Annotated in this window: 15 protein-coding genes; 7 read left to right on the top strand and 8 right to left on the bottom strand. The window is 59.8% G+C overall.

The genetic code is table 11. The features are described 5' to 3' along the window. Positions 1-34: 34 nt before the first annotated feature. The 4 genes from HME9302_RS11090 to HME9302_RS11075 are packed head-to-tail and all read right to left on the bottom strand — an operon-like array spanning position 35 to position 3,537. Positions 35-1,645 carry a GMC family oxidoreductase gene (locus HME9302_RS11090; RefSeq protein ID WP_115367065.1) on the bottom strand — a complete coding sequence of 537 codons (1,611 nt, stop codon included), beginning with the start codon at positions 1,643-1,645 and terminating at the stop codon, positions 35-37. 27 nt (positions 1,646-1,672) lie between these two features. Then, positions 1,673-2,629, bottom strand: coding sequence for a sterol desaturase family protein (locus HME9302_RS11085; RefSeq protein WP_115367064.1), 957 nt, complete (start codon positions 2,627-2,629; stop codon positions 1,673-1,675). A gap of 3 nt (positions 2,630-2,632) precedes the next feature. After that, on the bottom strand, positions 2,633-3,043 hold the full coding sequence (locus HME9302_RS11080) for a hypothetical protein (protein ID WP_115367063.1): 411 nt from the start codon (positions 3,041-3,043) through the stop codon (positions 2,633-2,635). 38 nt (positions 3,044-3,081) lie between these two features. Next, the gene (locus HME9302_RS11075) at positions 3,082-3,537 is read right to left on the bottom strand and encodes a protein tyrosine phosphatase family protein (protein WP_115367062.1); all 456 of its coding nucleotides are present in this window, start codon (positions 3,535-3,537) and stop codon (positions 3,082-3,084) included. A 289-nt stretch (positions 3,538-3,826) separates the two neighbouring features. Here HME9302_RS11075 and HME9302_RS13575 point away from each other — a divergent pair, with 289 nt between their 5' ends. From HME9302_RS13575 to HME9302_RS11040, 7 genes are all read left to right on the top strand, one after another. Next, complete coding sequence (locus HME9302_RS13575; protein ID WP_115367061.1) at positions 3,827-4,609, top strand: cold-shock protein; 783 nt, start codon at positions 3,827-3,829, stop codon at positions 4,607-4,609. Between the two features lie 156 nt (positions 4,610-4,765). Further along, complete coding sequence (locus HME9302_RS11065) at positions 4,766-5,956, top strand: aspartate aminotransferase family protein (protein WP_115367060.1); 1,191 nt, start codon at positions 4,766-4,768, stop codon at positions 5,954-5,956. Beyond that, entirely contained in the window at positions 5,956-6,894 is a 939-nt protein-coding gene (gene argF, locus HME9302_RS11060; RefSeq protein ID WP_115367059.1) for an ornithine carbamoyltransferase, read from the top strand. Before HME9302_RS11065 ends, argF begins: the two co-directional genes overlap by 1 nt. Positions 6,895-6,939: 45 nt before the next feature. Continuing rightward, on the top strand, positions 6,940-7,893 hold the full coding sequence (hslO, locus tag HME9302_RS11055) for an Hsp33 family molecular chaperone HslO (protein WP_115367700.1): 954 nt from the start codon (positions 6,940-6,942) through the stop codon (positions 7,891-7,893). Positions 7,894-7,970: 77 nt separating this feature from the next. Continuing rightward, positions 7,971-8,387, top strand: a complete 417-nt coding sequence (locus HME9302_RS11050; RefSeq protein ID WP_115367058.1) for a DUF3617 domain-containing protein — start codon at positions 7,971-7,973, stop codon at positions 8,385-8,387. Positions 8,388-8,451: 64 nt separating this feature from the next. Continuing rightward, positions 8,452-9,177 carry a 7-cyano-7-deazaguanine synthase QueC gene (gene queC, locus HME9302_RS11045; RefSeq protein ID WP_115367057.1) on the top strand — a complete coding sequence of 242 codons (726 nt, stop codon included), beginning with the start codon at positions 8,452-8,454 and terminating at the stop codon, positions 9,175-9,177. After that, positions 9,174-10,790: a spinster family MFS transporter gene (locus HME9302_RS11040; RefSeq protein ID WP_115367056.1), complete on the top strand. Its 1,617-nt coding sequence runs from the start codon at positions 9,174-9,176 to the stop codon at positions 10,788-10,790. Before queC ends, HME9302_RS11040 begins: the two co-directional genes overlap by 4 nt. 24 nt (positions 10,791-10,814) lie before the next feature. On the opposite strand, the gene HME9302_RS11035 is transcribed toward HME9302_RS11040, so the two are convergent. From HME9302_RS11035 to HME9302_RS11020, 4 genes are all read right to left on the bottom strand, one after another. Beyond that, positions 10,815-11,351, bottom strand: coding sequence for a superoxide dismutase family protein (locus HME9302_RS11035; RefSeq protein ID WP_115367055.1), 537 nt, complete (start codon positions 11,349-11,351; stop codon positions 10,815-10,817). 100 nt (positions 11,352-11,451) lie between these two features. Continuing rightward, entirely contained in the window at positions 11,452-12,588 is a 1,137-nt protein-coding gene (locus HME9302_RS11030; protein ID WP_115367054.1) for an OmpA family protein, read from the bottom strand. 195 nt (positions 12,589-12,783) lie between these two features. Continuing rightward, the gene (locus HME9302_RS11025) at positions 12,784-13,236 is read right to left on the bottom strand and encodes a DUF2793 domain-containing protein (RefSeq protein ID WP_115367053.1); all 453 of its coding nucleotides are present in this window, start codon (positions 13,234-13,236) and stop codon (positions 12,784-12,786) included. Between the two features lie 28 nt (positions 13,237-13,264). Continuing rightward, complete coding sequence (locus HME9302_RS11020) at positions 13,265-15,463, bottom strand: phage tail protein (RefSeq protein WP_181815755.1); 2,199 nt, start codon at positions 15,461-15,463, stop codon at positions 13,265-13,267. Position 15,464 lies beyond the last annotated feature (1 nt).

Below are 15,464 nucleotides of genomic sequence, written 5' to 3'. Positions count from 1 at the left end.
GACCCGGAGCGCGGCACCCGCGCTCCGGGTTCTTTTATCGAAGCGCCGCGCTTACGAAATCGGCGGCACGTTCGCCGATCATGATGCTCGGCGCGTTGGTGTTGCCGCTCACCAGCCGGGGCATGATGCTGGCATCGGCCACCCATAGCCCTTCTACGCCGCGCGCCTTCAGTGTGGTGTCGACAACCGATCCGTCGTCGTTTCCCATGCGGCAGGTACCGACCGGGTGATAGACGGTGTCGGCGCGGCTGCGGATCAGATCATCCAGCGCCGCATCGTCTTCCAGATCGATCGGATAACGGTCCTTCGGGTTGTGATTGGCAAGCGGAGGGGCTTCCACGATCCGGTGGGTCAGCCGCACGCCTGCGCGCAAGGCCGCAATGTCGCGATCATCGTCGAGGAAGTTGGGATCGATGACCGGCGCGGCGCGCGCGTCCTTGCTGGATAGCGTCACCGTTCCGCGGCTTTCCGGACGCAGCACGCAGGCGTGGATGGAAAAACCATGGCCCTTCACCTTCTCGCGGCCGTGATCCTCGAGCAGACCTGGAACGAAATGCCATTGGATATCGGGCGCTGGCGCATCGGGCATGACTTTCCAGAAACCGCCGGCTTCCGCGTAGGGCGTGGTCATGATGCCGGTGCGCTTGCGGCGATGTTCGACGATCGCCTTGGCCATGGCCAGATTGCCCTTCATCGAACTGCCGATGAACTCCTTCGATTCGGTTTCGAAGCTGGAAACGTAGTCGATATGGTCCTGCAGGTTCTGGCCGACATCGGGCGCATCGACTTTTACCGAAATGCCCTGGTCCTGCAGATGCCCACCCGGACCGATCCCCGAAAGCATCAGGATTTGCGGGCTATTGAAGGCACCGGCGCTCAGCACAACGCCGCCGCGCGCTGTTACCGTGCGCTGCTTATTGCCGACACTATAGGTTACTCCGGTGACCCGTTTCGTGCCGCCGGTGTCGTCGATTTCAAGCTTCTGGACAGTCACTCCGATACGGACATCCAAGTTCTTGTTGCTGCGCAGTGGCTCGATATAGGCACGGCTGGCAGACCAGCGTTCGCCGTCTTTCTGGGTAACCTGGTAAAGGCCAAAGCCTGCCTGGTCCTCGTCGTTAAAATCGTCGGTGGTCGTCAGTTGCAGCTGCGCAGCGCTGTCGACGAATTCGCGGCTGCCCTTGAAGGCGTAATGCTGATCCGAAACGTGCAGCGGGCCGTCCGCGCCGTGATAGTTATCGCGGCCGCGTTCGTTGTTTTCGGATTTCTTGAAATACGGCAGCACATCGTCATAGGCCCATCCGTCGCAGCCCATTTCGGCCCAGTTGTCATAGTCCCAGCGATTGCCGCGAATGTACACCATCGCGTTGATGGCCGACGATCCGCCCAACCCCTTGCCGCGTGGCTGATACCCGACGCGGCCGTTCAGGCCCTTCATCGGGACGGTGTCGAACCGGTAATTCTGTTTGCCGCGCAGGAACGGCATGAAGCCCGGCGTCTTAACCAGCATATCGTTGTTGCGGCCGCCCGCTTCCAACAGGCAGACGCGCTTGCCGCGTTCGGCCAGCCGTCCTGCGACCGCGCTACCCGCGCTGCCGCCGCCGACCACGATAATGTCGAACTCGTCCCAATTGTTCTCAGCCATGCAACTCTCCCAAGTTTGTGCGGGAGGTTAGGCGGGGCGGCTCCCCTCCGCAATCGCGTTTTCGTCTGAAACCGATTCGGTCGGAGGATTGGGGCGCGAACCGGCGGACTGTCGGCTCTGCCAGCGGGCACGGATGGTACGGGAGGTTTCGCGGCTGCCATCGTGACTCCACCCGGGCTCGCGCCATACGTAGGACAGCTTGTGCCGCCACGGCGCGCGCCACACATCCTGCGCCATGCCGATCCATTCGTGGAACACCGCCCATAACAGGTTAAAACTACCCAGCTGCTTCACGATGCCATAGCGGATCGGCTCGCCATCGGTTTCTGGCTCGTATGTACCGAACATCCGGTCCCAGACGATGAAGACGCCGGCATAATTGCGGTCGAGATAGCGGGGGTTGGTGGCGTGATGCACACGGTGGTGGCTGGGTGTGTTCATCACCGCTTCGAACCAGCGCGGCATCCGCTTGATCGCTTCTGTATGGATCCAGAACTGGTAAACGAGGTTCAGCCCGCGAACGAATGCGATCATCAACGGATGGAAGCCAAGCAGCGCCAACGGCAGGGCAAAGATAAAGGATAGCGCCAATGGCCCGGTCCAGCTTTGCCGTAGCGCGGTAGAGAGATTGTAATGCTGGCTGGAATGGTGGTTCACATGGGCCGCCCAGAACCAGCGCACCCGGTGTGCGGTGCGGTGAAACCAGTAATAGGCAAAATCGTCGAGCACGAAGGCCAGCGGCCATGCCCACCACACCCAGCCGAACTCGAACACTCGCCATTCATAGAGCCACATGGCAGCCGCCAGCGTTGCCACGCCGAACACCGCGCCTGCCACCGTACTGCCCAAGCCAAATGCCAGGCTGGTCAGGGTATCGCGGGTTTCATAGGCCTGCGGATTGCGGAACTTGGCCCAGACGATTTCTGCCAGCACGAGGATGACGAATAGCGGCACGGCATAATCGGTAGGAGAGAAATCGGGCATGGATCAGGATGATAGCGCAGCGATGCGCTGTTCCCAAATGCGGGCGGCGTCCGGCGGCTCTTTCAGTGTCAACACGGCAGCACCAAACTGCGCCTCGCCGGTATGTATGGTCAGGGTTGGCCCGTCCCGGCTGACGCGGGCATTTGGGCCGAGCAGCCGGCCCGCCCATTGCGCGCCATGGAGGCGCAGCAGCATGATTCTGCCTGCATCATCCATCAGTAGCGCAGCCGTGCCGTCGAAACTGCGGGCAATGGTAACCGGTTCGAAGCCACTATCGGCCAGTCGCGCCTCCTCCATCGCGAAAGCGTCGGTTTCGAGCGTCGGCGCTGTACCCAGCCGCAAACGGTATACGCCATAAGTCAGCAGCAGGATCGCTGCGAGCGAGCCGCCGAACTGCAACGCCTGTTCTATCATCGCGCCTGATCGGTTGGCACACGCACTTCGGCACTCACTCAGCTATTCTGGGTGTTCGCGGCCAACATATCCATCATGGGCCGAATCGGAGTTACGTCGTAACCTGCATCGGCGGCTGCTTTCGCCGTTTCTGCGGGCGCATGCCCGGTTTGCGATTGCGCCAGCGACCACAGGAATGTCGACCGTGTTCCCGACCGGCAATAGCCCAGCGCCGGACCATCGGCCTCGGCGAGCGCCGCGATGAACGTGGCAATCTGCGCTTCGCTGAAGCCGGCTTGCGTGATTGGGATCGCAAGATAGTCCATCCCGGCGGCACGTGCGGCTGCTTCGATCTCGGCGCCATCGGGTTGCCCCGAATCCTCGCCATCGGGACGATTGTTCACGATCAGTGTAATGCCGCGATCCGCTGCGGCGGCGATGTCCTCCAGCCCGATCTGCGGGCTTACATACATCATGTCGGACAGGCGGCGGAAGTCGGGTTCTGTGTCGCTCATGGGAAATCCGTGCTCTAGGTTGCGTGGAAGGTAAGGCCACGTATTTGTGCTGCCGATGCGGTCTTATGGCGTGTATCTGGCAAGTCGCACACCTCGCTCGATCTGTCCTATAAGCAGCAGCAGGCGATCTAAACCTAAATTATTCGCGCATTATCTGATTTTACGCTATGCAGGGGCCTTGCCATGAAGGCGAGCGGCAAAACCGCGCCCTTCGGACCGGCGAGTCGGAGCCGTCGACGACTCGCTGAAAATATCATGCGGACGGCAACACGAAGGTTTAAGTTTCAATATGGGTTACGACAGAGGCCGGAAGGGCCGCGGGCGCGACAAGCGCGATGGGTTTGGCGAAGACAGTTTCGATCCGTTTGGCGGCCCCGGTGGCGGCGACAGTTACGGCGGCTCCGGCGGAGGCGACCGATTCGGTGGCGGCAATCGTGGCGGTGGTGACCGGTTTGGCGGCGGCGGAGGCGGCGGAGATCGTTTCGGCGGTGGTGGCGGCGGTGGTCCCCGTAGCGGTGGAGGCGGCTTCGGCGGCGGTGCAGGTGGACCTGGCGGCGCTGCTGGCGGCGGCAACCGTATGCCGGCCCAGGTTGTCGGTACCGGCAAGGGTACGGTCAAGTTCTTCAATTCCGAAAAGGGCTTCGGCTTTATCGCGCAGGAAGGCGGCGGCGAGGACGTGTTCGTCCATATCAGCGCTGTCGAGCGTGCCGGCCTGTCCGGTCTTGCCGAAGGGCAGGAGCTGGAATTCAACCTCATCGATCGCGGCGGCAAGACGTCGGCGCAGGATCTGCAGGTCGTCGGCGATGTTATCGAAGCACCGGCCAAGGCAGCGCCGCCGCAGCGCGAGCTGACCGGCGAAAAGGCGACCGGTACGGTCAAGTTCTTCAACGCCACCAAAGGCTTCGGCTTCCTGGTGCGTGATGATGGCCAGCCCGATGCCTTCGTGCACATTAGCGCCGTCGAACGGTCCGGCCTGTCGACCATCAACGAGAACGAACGCTACACGTTCGACATCGAGATGGACCGGCGCGGCAAGCATTCGGCTGTCAATCTGGTGCCTGCACAGGATTGATCGGCGCTGCTTGCATACCCTTTATTTGACCGGGTATGCACAGTCTGACATCACCATGATGGCGGCCCCATATGGGGCCGCCATTCTTGTTTCCGGTCGGCGGCAATCGCTCAATTCCGGTCCCGTTTCATACCCGCATCTATCCGAGGCCCAGCCATGTCGATTACACCCCTTATGCCCGTTTACCCCCGGTGCGGTGTGCGCCCGGTCGAAGGCGATCATTGCCACCTGATCGATGAAGACGGTACGCGCTACCTCGACTTTGCAAGTGGGATCGCGGTCAATCTGCTGGGCCATTCGCATCCCGGGCTGATCGAAGCGATCAAGGCGCAAGCTGAAAAGCTTATGCATGTCAGCAACCTGTATGGCAGCCCGCAGGGCGAGGTGCTGGCGCAGCGGTTGGTCGACCTGACCTTCGCCGACACCGTATTCTTCACCAATTCCGGGGCCGAGGCTGTCGAATGCGCCATCAAGGCGGCGCGCGCCTATCATCAGGCGAACGGCAATCCGCATCGGCACGAATTGATCACCTTTACCAACGCCTTCCACGGTCGGACCATGGCCACCATCAGTGCGTCCAACCAGGCGAAGATGCACAAGGGCTTCATGCCGCTATTGCCGGGCTTCAAATATTGCGAATTCGACGATCTTGCGGCAGCGGAAGCTTTGATCGGACCGGAAACGGCCGGTTTCCTGGTCGAACCGATACAGGGCGAGGGCGGCATCCGGCCCGCGAGCCAGGAATTCATGACGGGCTTGCGCGCATTGGCGGACAAGCATGACCTGATGCTTGTGCTGGACGAGGTGCAATGCGGCGTGGCGCGGACCGGCAAGATGTACGCCCACGAACATTACGGTATCGATCCCGACATTCTTGCCAGTGCCAAGGGCATCGGTGGCGGCTTCCCCTTCGGAGCCTGCCTGGCCACGGAAAAGGGCGCCCGCGGGATGACCTTCGGCACCCATGGCAGCACTTATGGCGGTAACCCGCTCGCGATGGCGGCAGGTATGGCCGTGCTGGATGCGGTTGGAAACGATGAATTTCTCGCGGAAGTGACCGAGAAGGGTGAGCGGATTCGCGGCCGGTTGGAACAGTTCATTGGAAATTACCCGGACCTGTTCGAACTGGTTCGCGGCAAGGGTCTGATGCTGGGTATCAAGATGAAGGTCGAAAGCCGTCCGTTCTTCGTCCATCTGCGCGAAAACCATGATCTGCTTACCGTCGCGGCTGGCGACAACACGCTGCGCGTGCTTCCTCCGCTGGTGATCGGCGATGCGGAAATCGACGAATTTTTCGACAAGCTGTCGGCCGGAGCGGCCAGCTACACCATTCCCGAAGCTGCCTGATGGCTGCCGGCACCGTGCGGCGCTTTCTGGATTTGTCCGATGCGGGCGGCGATGCGCTTGCTGCGATGCTTTCGGACGCGCAGGACCGCAAGACTGCCAGAGATGGATGGCCGAAGGGACGCGCGGATGCCGACAGGCCGCTCGCCGATCACACTCTTGCCATGGTGTTCGAAAAGAGCTCGACACGCACCCGGGTAAGTTTCGACATGGCAATGCGTCAATTGGGGGGCGGCGCTTTGATCCTTGACGCAGGCACAACCCAGCTGGGCCGGGGTGAAAGCATCGCCGACACCGCTCGCGTACTCAGCCGGATGGCCGATGCCGTCATGTTGCGTACAGACGATCACGCCAAGATCGAGGAATTCGCTCACTACGCCAGCGTACCTGTTATCAATGGCCTGACGGACAAATCGCACCCGTGCCAGATCGTAGCCGATCTGCTGACAATCGTGGAGCGCGGGAAGCCTTTGCCCGGACTTGAAGTGGCCTGGTTCGGGGATGGCAACAACGTGTTGCATTCGATCCTCGAGGCGGCCGGCATCTTCAAATTTAATGTCCGTGTTGCGACGCCCGCCGGGTTCGAGCCCGATCCAGGCTTCGTCGAACAAGCTCGCGCAGCAGGCGCCACAATCACTCTGACCCGGTCGGCTGGGGAGGCAGCGCAAGGAGCCGACGCGCTGATTACGGATACCTGGGTTTCTATGGGACAGGCCGAAGCCCAATCCAAGCTAACCGCGATGGAACCATATCGGGTGGACGACGCCCTGCTGGCACAGGCCAAGCCGGACGCGATCGTCCTGCATTGCCTGCCTGCCCATGTCGGGGACGAGATTTCGCAAAGCGTGTTCGAGGGCTCGCAATCGGTGGTCTTCGACGAAGCGGAGAACCGCCTGCATGCTCAAAAGTCCATCCTGCTATGGGCGTTTGGCCGGCTGTAGCGGTTGCATCTTGGGTTTGTGCCGCCCGCTTCCCATATGGTCGCCATGACAGATACAAGACGCAAGGCAGCGCCGGACGGCAATCCACCTGCGCCCGGTACCGCCGCGCGAGTGGAAGACGAAACCTATGCCGACCAACTGCTGGGCTTTACCATTCCGTCGCGCAATGTTCGCGGGCGCACGGTGAGGCTGGATCGGACGATCGACACCATATTGTCGGCGCATGACTACCCTCCGGCCATTACGCACCTGCTGGCAGAGGCGCTCGTGCTGACTGCGCTCATTGGCGGCCTGCTAAAGGATGCAGGCGATCAGATGACCATACAGGCGCAGACCGATGGCGGTGTCGTCCGACTGTTGGCTTGCGATTACAAGGATGGGGATATCAGGGGTTACGTCGATTTCGACGACAAGGCGCTGGCCTTGCTCGGGGCAAATCCGTCGCTCGATGCGCTGTTCGACAAGGCGTATCTGGCCATCACATTCGATCGACCGGAAAGCGGTGGCCGCTATCAGGGGATTGTCCCGCTGGAAGGGGCATCTCTATCCGCTGCTTGCGAGGCGTATTTTGTGCAGTCGGAACAGGTGCCGACGCTGTTGCGCGTTGCGATTTCATCCGGGAAGGACGGTTGCTTGGCCGCGGGCCTGCTCCTTCAATATTTGCCGGAGGGCGAGGACGGGCGAGAGCGGTTGCATGTACGGCTCGATCATCCCGAGTGGGAGCACGTCGCCATCATGGGCGGATCGATCCGTCATGAAGAACTGCTTGATCGCGATCTGTCGATGGAGGCGCTGGTGTGGCGGCTGTTCCACGAGGAAGATGAGGTTCGGGTAGAGCGCGGCTCACACCTTGCCCGTGGTTGCAGGTGCAGTGTGGCCCACTATGCCGATGTAATTGGCCGGTTTCCGGAAGTCGAACGTGCTGAAATGCGCGACGACGATGGACTTATCCGCGTCGATTGCGCGTTCTGCTCCAAAGTTTTCGAGATCGCGCGCTAACCAGGCCATCCTCGTTAGGGAACCATTCACCGGCGAAAGCTTATTATCACATAGCCGAATTTGAAGGACTTACCGCGATGGCTACTCGCCAGACCATCACTATATCTGCCGCACTGTTTCTCGGTACACTTGGCGTATCAGGGATTGCGATGCCCGCGTTTGCGCAGAAGACGGCAGCCACAGTTCTGAACGGGCTGGACAAGGGCATGTGGACGATCCGATTCCGCGATGGAACTCCCTCGCGCAGGATTTGCGTGAAGCAAGGCTCCGATCTCATCCAGCTGCGCCATCGAGGCTCGAATTGCCGCCGTTATGTGGTTGAGAATTCGGGAAATGTCGCCTCGGTACAATATAGTTGTCCTGGCAACGGCTTCGGGCGAACCAGTGTTCGGCGGGAAAGCAGCTCGCTGGTACAGCTTGAGAGTCAGGGAATTGCTGGCGGACAGCCATTCGAATTTACCGCAGAAGCGCGCCGGACCGGACCCTGCGGTTGACCTGAAGCTGCACTGCTCGCGCAATCGCATTGCGGGCAACACCCAAGGGCGGTAGCCCGGATACATGACGAATCTTCAAAGTAACGGACAGCCTAAGGCTGTCGTTTTGCTGTCTGGCGGCCTCGATTCGATGGTTACGGCGGGGATTGCTCGTGAGCGGGGTTTTGCCCTTTATGCCCTGTCCATCGATTACGGTCAGCGACACCGGCGCGAACTTCTTGCAGCTTCCAAGATTGCAGAACTTTTGGGGGCGGATCGGCACGTCGTCTTGCCGCTCGACTTGCGTGCTTTCGGCGGCTCCGCATTGACCGACGATATCGCGGTTCCAAAAGGCGGTGTCGGTAACGACATACCTGTCACTTACGTGCCGGCGCGCAATTTGATCTTTCTGGCTTTGACCACGGCGTTTGCGGAAAGTTGCGATGCACGCGACATTTTCATCGGCGTCAACGCACTCGACTATTCCGGCTATCCCGATTGCCGCCCCGAATTTATCGATAGCTTTGCAGAAACAGCCCGTCTGGGAACAAAGGCAGGTATCGAGGGGGCACCATTCGTAATCCATGCACCGTTGCAGATGTTGGGTAAGGCAGAAATCGCTCAGGAAGCTGACCGAATGGGTCTCGATTCCGGGCTGAGCTGGTCCTGCTACGATCCAAGACCTGACGGGCTGGCATGCGGTGGATGCGACTCTTGCCGCTTGCGCCGTCAAGGCTTTGCCGATGCAGGGCTGGTTGACGGAGCCGCATATCCGGTCAACAGTCCGCCGATCCGGGGAGAGACAGCTTGAGCGACAACCAGACGGCGGCAGTTACGGCCGAAGCGACCACACCGCCCGACGATCAGCCGGTCCCCGCATATAGCTGGTACGCGCTTGGCGTGCTGGTTCTGGTCTATATTCTGAACTTCATCGACCGTCAGATTCTTTCGATCCTAGCGAACGATATCAAGGCCGACCTTGGGGTCGACGATGCTTATCTGGGATTCCTCTACGGTACTGCTTTCGCGATATTTTATGCGCTCTTCGGAATTCCGCTTGGGAAACTGGCTGACAGTTGGAAGCGCGTCCGCCTGATGACGATCGGCCTGGCGGTATGGTCAGGCATGACAGCCCTGTCCGGGTTCGCGAAGAACGGCACGATGCTGACTTTCGCACGCGTCGGTGTGGGTGTCGGGGAAGCCACTGCAAGCCCGTCGGCATACTCGCTAATATCGGATTGGTTTCCAGCCAGGCTCCGGGCGACTGCGCTCGCCATTTATTCCAGTGGATTGTATATCGGCGGCGGCATCTCGCTGCTTATCGGCGGACTGATCGTCGAAAACTGGAATGCCGCCTATCCAGATGGTGGCCCGCTGGGGCTGGCAGGCTGGCAGGCAGCCTTCATATCTGTTGGTTTACCCGGACTGCTGCTGGCCTTGTGGGTGATGACTCTACGAGAGCCGATACGCGGCGCTATCGATGGAATGCCGACCCGGGAAGATCCGGCTCCGTTTCGGGGATTTGTGCAGGAATTGATGACGGTCATACCGCCATTCACCCTGATCGGTGCGGCCAAGCGCGGTATGCCTGCCTTGTTTGTGAACATTGCGGTTCTAATCGCTGCATTCGTGGCCGCGTATTTTATTACGGGCCTCCTCGATAGTGGTGAAGGCGCTATTTATGGTCCAATTTCGGACCAATGGTTTTTCCTAGCAATAGGCTATTATGCGATTTTCTGCTGGGCCACTGCGCTTCGAACTAGAGACGCACCAACCTTCGCATTGACCTGGGGTTCGCCAGCGTTTCTCTGCACAATTCTTGGATATGGCTGTGTCGCATTCATAGCCTACGCCGCATCGTACTGGACCGCGCCCTATGCCGAACGCGTGTTCGAGGTGAACAAGGCGGCGCTTGGCTGGTGGATCGGCGCGCCGAGCGCGGTTGCCGGGTTCTTGGGTGTCATTACCGGGGGGCGTGTGGCTGACATACTATTCAGGCGCTACGCAGCAGGCCGGTTGTTCGTTGTATTGTTCGGATTGATAGCGCCGATCCCGATCGTGCTTATTCAGTTCACCACGGATAATCTGGTGCTGTTCTACGTCTTGGCATTTGTAGCTCAGCTGTTCACATCATCGGCTCTAGGTGCGGCTGCAGCGTCGAGCCAAGCGCTCGTCCTTCCCAGAATGCGAGGTATCGCTACAGCTACATTCTTCCTGGCAACCACTTTGGTTGGTTTGGCCTTAGGGCCATATCTAGCGGGGTATATTTCATCCAAGACCGACGGTGATCTTGGATTGGGTGTGATGAGCACATTGGGAATCGCACCGATCGGCTTTGTTCTGCTGGCGGCTGCGATTAAACTGGTACCGCGCGCGCAAGCCGGTTTGCTGGCGAAGGCTCGTGCAGCTGGAGAGCAGCAGTAGGCGTCGATCCAAACGCGACAATGTCTAGCGTTGCGGAGCAGCTATTACTCCGCAAGCGATTCGTGAACCCGCCGCGCCGGACGGATCGGTGCGATAATCGTCGGCTTTTGCATGGATCACGACGGAAGTTCCGTCGCTATCGAATATCGCGGTCGTAACATCGGCGCGCGGACCGTCGAGGCCGCTTGCGATGGAGCCAGTACCGTCCGCGGAAACCTCGAGATTCGTTAGATCGCCCAGGTGTGCTCCGTCAGGACTTTCCAGTCCGTGCGATGCCCCGAATGGGTTCAAATGTCCGCCAGCCGATTGAAAATCGGGAGCGCGGCACTGGCTGGTCTCATGAAGGTGGAAGCCGTGTAGTCCCGGCGCAAGGCCAGACACAGTCGCTGTGATACTTACCGTATCGCCAATGGCGAGCAGCCGGGCAGACCCGATCTTCTCACCGTTGGCGTCGAGGATAGCTGCTGAACCGAGGTTCTGTACCGACTGGCTAGTTGTCGTAGTGCAGGCACACACGGCTAGCGCCATGCCCGAAGCGAAAATGATCTTTGCAGCATTCATTGTGGTCTCCAAGCTACCGGTCTGACCACATAACGAGCAGGCATCAAAAAAGGGGCCGGATTTCTCCAGCCCCTTCTCGAAGTGTTCGCTTTCGCGAAGCTTACATGCCCGAACCCGGACCGTAGGTGATTTCCACCCGACGGTTCTGCAATTCGCGCACACCGTCCGCAGTCGGAACACGTGGACGCGATTCGCCGAAACCTTCGCTGGCAATCCGAGTGGCCGGAATGCCGCGGCTGCTAAGGTAGGACTGCACCGATGCGTTACGACGCTCGGACAGCGGGATGTTGTAGCTCTGCGGGCCGGAACGGTCAGCGTGACCGGCGAGCATGACAGATGCGGTACCGCAATTGCGATAGGCCGAAACTGCCTGATTGAGCGTATTGGCCGCTTCAGGAGTGATATCGGACTGATCCCACTCGAAGAAGACGATGTACGGCCCCTGGTTACACTGCACCACTGGCGGCGGAGTAGGCGCTGGTGGTGGCGGTGGAGGAGGGGGTGGTGGCGGTGGGGGCGGAGGAGGCGGTGCAGGAAGCACAGGCTCTTCGCCACCGAAGTTGAACGTCAGCGTTCCGAGTAGGGAGTGCGACGTGAAGTCCGAGTTCAGATCACGACCGGCAATGTCAATGAAATCCGAATTAGGACCGTTGAAGTAACGATACTTTACACCGACATCGATTGCGTCAGTCAGAGGCGCGCGCACACCGGCGAGCAGCTGCCATGCAAGACCCGTATCGGAATCGTCCAGCGATTCGCCGATCCGTGTGTTGACAATAAAGTCATTGTTGATGCGAGCGATACCAAGACCGCCACCGAAGAAACCCTGGATGCCATCATCGTCACCGAAATCGGCAAGTGCATTGACCATGAAGCTGAGAGCGCTGGTTTCACCATTTGCCACCAGCGAACCGGCGCCGCCTACCGTTGTGCCGGACGTAGCAATACGGCCGGTTTCAACGATAACCTGATCGATTTCCTGTTCACGATAACTGGCTTCAGCTTCAAGGCGAGCCGGACCGAAGTCGTAGCCAACGATGCCGCCAAAATCATATCCGTAGTTTTCATAATCGAAAACGAAAGTATCGACGCTATTGTCGCCGTTTGTTTCGAATTCCGAATCTTCGGCGATCATCACACCGCCATCGACTTCGACGTAAAAAGCACCGTCGCGCGCGAGAGCAGGAGATGCGAGGGCCGTCGAGGCCATCGCCATTCCTATCACGAGTTTCCGCATTACTGTATTCCCCTTATAGCGAAAAAAAGCCACCGAGTGGCGAGTTTTCTAAACTTTCCCGACATGCGAGGCAAGTCACATGTTAGGTCAAACTGTTGCAAGAATGCCTCGTTTCGACCTTACCGTCGTATAAAACCGAGTTCGATCGTTCTTGAATAGCGACAAACGTCGCAACCGTATTTCTGTTCCCGTAAATTATCCCAGGATTCCCGCGCTTTTCAATACATTTACAATGTTTTCCAGTCCGGCGCGTGCTTCCACGTCTATTGTATTGCCGCCAGAAGGAGCTGCAGGAGCATCGAAGGACTGCCAGCCATTCGCGAATTGGACGAAGCGGCGTTCATCGATCCGGTATATACGCGTCCCTTCTGAAGGGGCGACAAAATTCCATTCACCAGCCTGCCACGCTGCGAGTTCTGCGTCATGGCCCGCCCATTCCGAGGTTGCGGCACTGCCCACGAGCCAGGTCTCACCCGGTTCAGGAGTGGCCGGCGGCGCTGATGCTTCGCCCGAGACAGCTGGGTGCAGCAAGGTATCGATGCGTGCCAACGCCTCGTTCACGAAAAACTCTTTCTGAGCTTGGCCGACAAAGAGGAATGGCAAAGAATAGCGCGGGCTGGCTGAAATAAAACTGAGAGGGGTGGTCATTACATTATCTCCGGAAGAGCGGATTGAGTCAGGATATGTTATGCAGGAGCAGCGGCTGAGACTGGGCAAAGTCTCCGATCTGGCGAACCCATATCCCGCTTCCGCCAAAGCGGTCACGGATATCGATAACGGTTGCAGGATCTAGGGACAGGCGCGGCTCACCAACAGTCCACTCGAGGGTAGGCGAGTTGAGCGGTCCGATCCCGACACGATACTTCTCTGCCTGCTCGACAAGCGGCGTTTCAACCTCGTCCAGCCAACGATACTGGCCGCGCGCCCGCCGTGTCCAACATAGCTCCAGCCCTCCGTCGGGCGTCGCGGAGGTTTGCGGGTGGACCGGTACCAGTGGTCTCAGCGATTGTCCGGCATTGCCGAGCGCCGCCGTGACCGGCGCATTGTCGCCCGCGCCGATTGCGGCGATTGTCGTACCGGTTGCTGAAGGCACTTCGGCAGGGTCGAGTGGTAGCAAAGCGTCATCGATGAGAATGACCGCCGTGCCCGCCGCGTGACCAGACAAGGCAGTTGGTTCGGTTCCGCCCCGGCCCCGCAATAGGCCGGAAAGATGCCAGCGACGCGATCCTGTTTGGATTGCTGATGCGAACTGCACGATCTCCCCGCCGACAAAAAGCCGGTTGGCTCCCGCAGCGATGGCGCCGATGCTTGCTGGCGCAAAACCCAAATCGTCGGCCAGCAGTTCTACTGTAAGCACCGCTGCCTCTTCCAGCATAATGGCCGGCGACGGGCCAAGCGGTTCTATTAGGGAACCCATTATACTGCGAGCCCTGCCGCTGCCACCGAGGTCGATCAGTTCGCCGGCCCGCTCGACGAATAGCGCGCTCCCGCCCCACTCGCTGCGCTCGGCAGAGACGGCAGCATAGATTCTGGGGGCACTACTCGACCCGGTGCCATCCCAGGGCAGTTCCAGCAGGTTCAACTGAGTTTCCCAACTACCGAAATCAGGCGGTAGCACGGGCGCGCCTGACGAACCGGAGGGACTGGGAGCGGTATGCGGCGCAATACGCTCCAGTTCGAGTTCGATACCGCGATCCCGCCATTCCCATCCTGTAACGCGCCACTGTCCTGAATAGCCCGGTGCAGTAACCTTGGAACCCGGGCGAAGCTCCGGCTGCAATTCGGCCAGCCTCCAGCTAAGCGTCTCTCGCCGCCAGCTTGCCCGCTGTGCAGCACCGTCGGCCAGCGTTCTCGCACTGTCGGCTGACAGCGCGCCGGGAAAGCTGATCGTACGGTCGCGCCCGGGTTCCGATTGTCCTTCCGCACGCTGCGTCCCGGGTTGGTAATCGCGCCCGGTATCGTAATAGCGCAAGGCTGCCGGCCGACTGCGAGCAATATTGCCGCGGCTTGCAAGCTGCCCTGATGCGGTTCCAAAATCCGTTTCGTCGACGCCGGGCACCGGCTCGCTCAGCATGATCGGAATAGCAGGATCGTCCGGCTGACCCGTCGTGACCGTAAGCATCCCGGCCCCGGCATCAAGCGTAAGCGGGTAGACTGGATCGATCGAAGCCAGATTGGCAGCGATGGTGCTGCCTTCGTGTGAATACCCTTCCAGCCCGGCAAAGCTTCCGGCACCGTCGATCCGGCTTTGCGGCACTGAATCGCCAATCAAATCCTGCACGCCGATGGCCGCGTTATCCGCGATGATTTCAAAGGTAAGGGCAGGGATGCGGTTGCCGAATTCGGCCAGCTGCAAATCCTCGAACACAACATAGGCCGTGCCGCGATGGGCGGAGCATTCGTTGCCAAGTGCGGCCGACAGCAAGGGATCGACCGGTTGATCCCGATGGCCGTGATAGATTCGTATCGAGCCGCCGGTTTTCAGAGTACCGGACTGGCCGCGTAGCAAATTACCGTCAGCCCAGATGCGACCGATGTCCTGGATCGGACGGCTGGCAATGGCGACTGCGAAGGAGATGCTGTAATTGTAGGCAACAGTGGACGGACGCCCCTTGCCATTGCCGCTTTTTTCGCGACTTTCGATCAGGTCGGTCGACCAAATGATGGAACCGGGAACGCGCATCCGGCCGAAATGGCGCGGGATCGGCTGGCCGTAGCTTGACGTGGTAATCGCCAGTTCTTTCAGCCTTGGCCCTTCCGAGGGGCCGGGACCGAACACTTCTCCGTCGATCCGCTGTCCGATCGCACCCCCGATCAGGGCGCCGATGGGACCTCCGACGATCGAGCCTAAAGTTGTAAAGACCATGGTTGCCATT

Source organism: Alteripontixanthobacter maritimus (assembly GCF_003340475.1).
Lineage (GTDB): Bacteria > Pseudomonadota > Alphaproteobacteria > Sphingomonadales > Sphingomonadaceae > Alteripontixanthobacter > Alteripontixanthobacter maritimus.
The sequence above is the reverse complement of the archived record's forward strand: the minus strand, read 5'-3'. Positions and strand labels throughout refer to the sequence as shown.

Coding starts and splice junctions, on each gene's coding strand:
- HME9302_RS11090 (WP_115367065.1), bottom strand. CDS start 1,645: ATGGCTGAGAACAATTGGGACGAGTTCGACATTATCGTGGTCGGCGGC.
- HME9302_RS11030 (WP_115367054.1), bottom strand. CDS start 12,588: ATGCGGAAACTCGTGATAGGAATGGCGATGGCCTCGACGGCCCTCGCA.
- HME9302_RS11075 (WP_115367062.1), bottom strand. CDS start 3,537: ATGAGCGACACAGAACCCGACTTCCGCCGCCTGTCCGACATGATGTAT.
- HME9302_RS11025 (WP_115367053.1), bottom strand. CDS start 13,236: ATGACCACCCCTCTCAGTTTTATTTCAGCCAGCCCGCGCTATTCTTTG.
- HME9302_RS11065 (WP_115367060.1), top strand. CDS start 4,766: ATGTCGATTACACCCCTTATGCCCGTTTACCCCCGGTGCGGTGTGCGC.
- HME9302_RS11050 (WP_115367058.1), top strand. CDS start 7,971: ATGGCTACTCGCCAGACCATCACTATATCTGCCGCACTGTTTCTCGGT.
- HME9302_RS11085 (WP_115367064.1), bottom strand. CDS start 2,629: ATGCCCGATTTCTCTCCTACCGATTATGCCGTGCCGCTATTCGTCATC.
- hslO (WP_115367700.1), top strand. CDS start 6,940: ATGACAGATACAAGACGCAAGGCAGCGCCGGACGGCAATCCACCTGCG.
- queC (WP_115367057.1), top strand. CDS start 8,452: ATGACGAATCTTCAAAGTAACGGACAGCCTAAGGCTGTCGTTTTGCTG.
- argF (WP_115367059.1), top strand. CDS start 5,956: ATGGCTGCCGGCACCGTGCGGCGCTTTCTGGATTTGTCCGATGCGGGC.
- HME9302_RS11035 (WP_115367055.1), bottom strand. CDS start 11,351: ATGAATGCTGCAAAGATCATTTTCGCTTCGGGCATGGCGCTAGCCGTG.
- HME9302_RS11020 (WP_181815755.1), bottom strand. CDS start 15,463: ATGGCAACCATGGTCTTTACAACTTTAGGCTCGATCGTCGGAGGTCCC.
- HME9302_RS13575 (WP_115367061.1), top strand. CDS start 3,827: ATGGGTTACGACAGAGGCCGGAAGGGCCGCGGGCGCGACAAGCGCGAT.
- HME9302_RS11080 (WP_115367063.1), bottom strand. CDS start 3,043: ATGATAGAACAGGCGTTGCAGTTCGGCGGCTCGCTCGCAGCGATCCTG.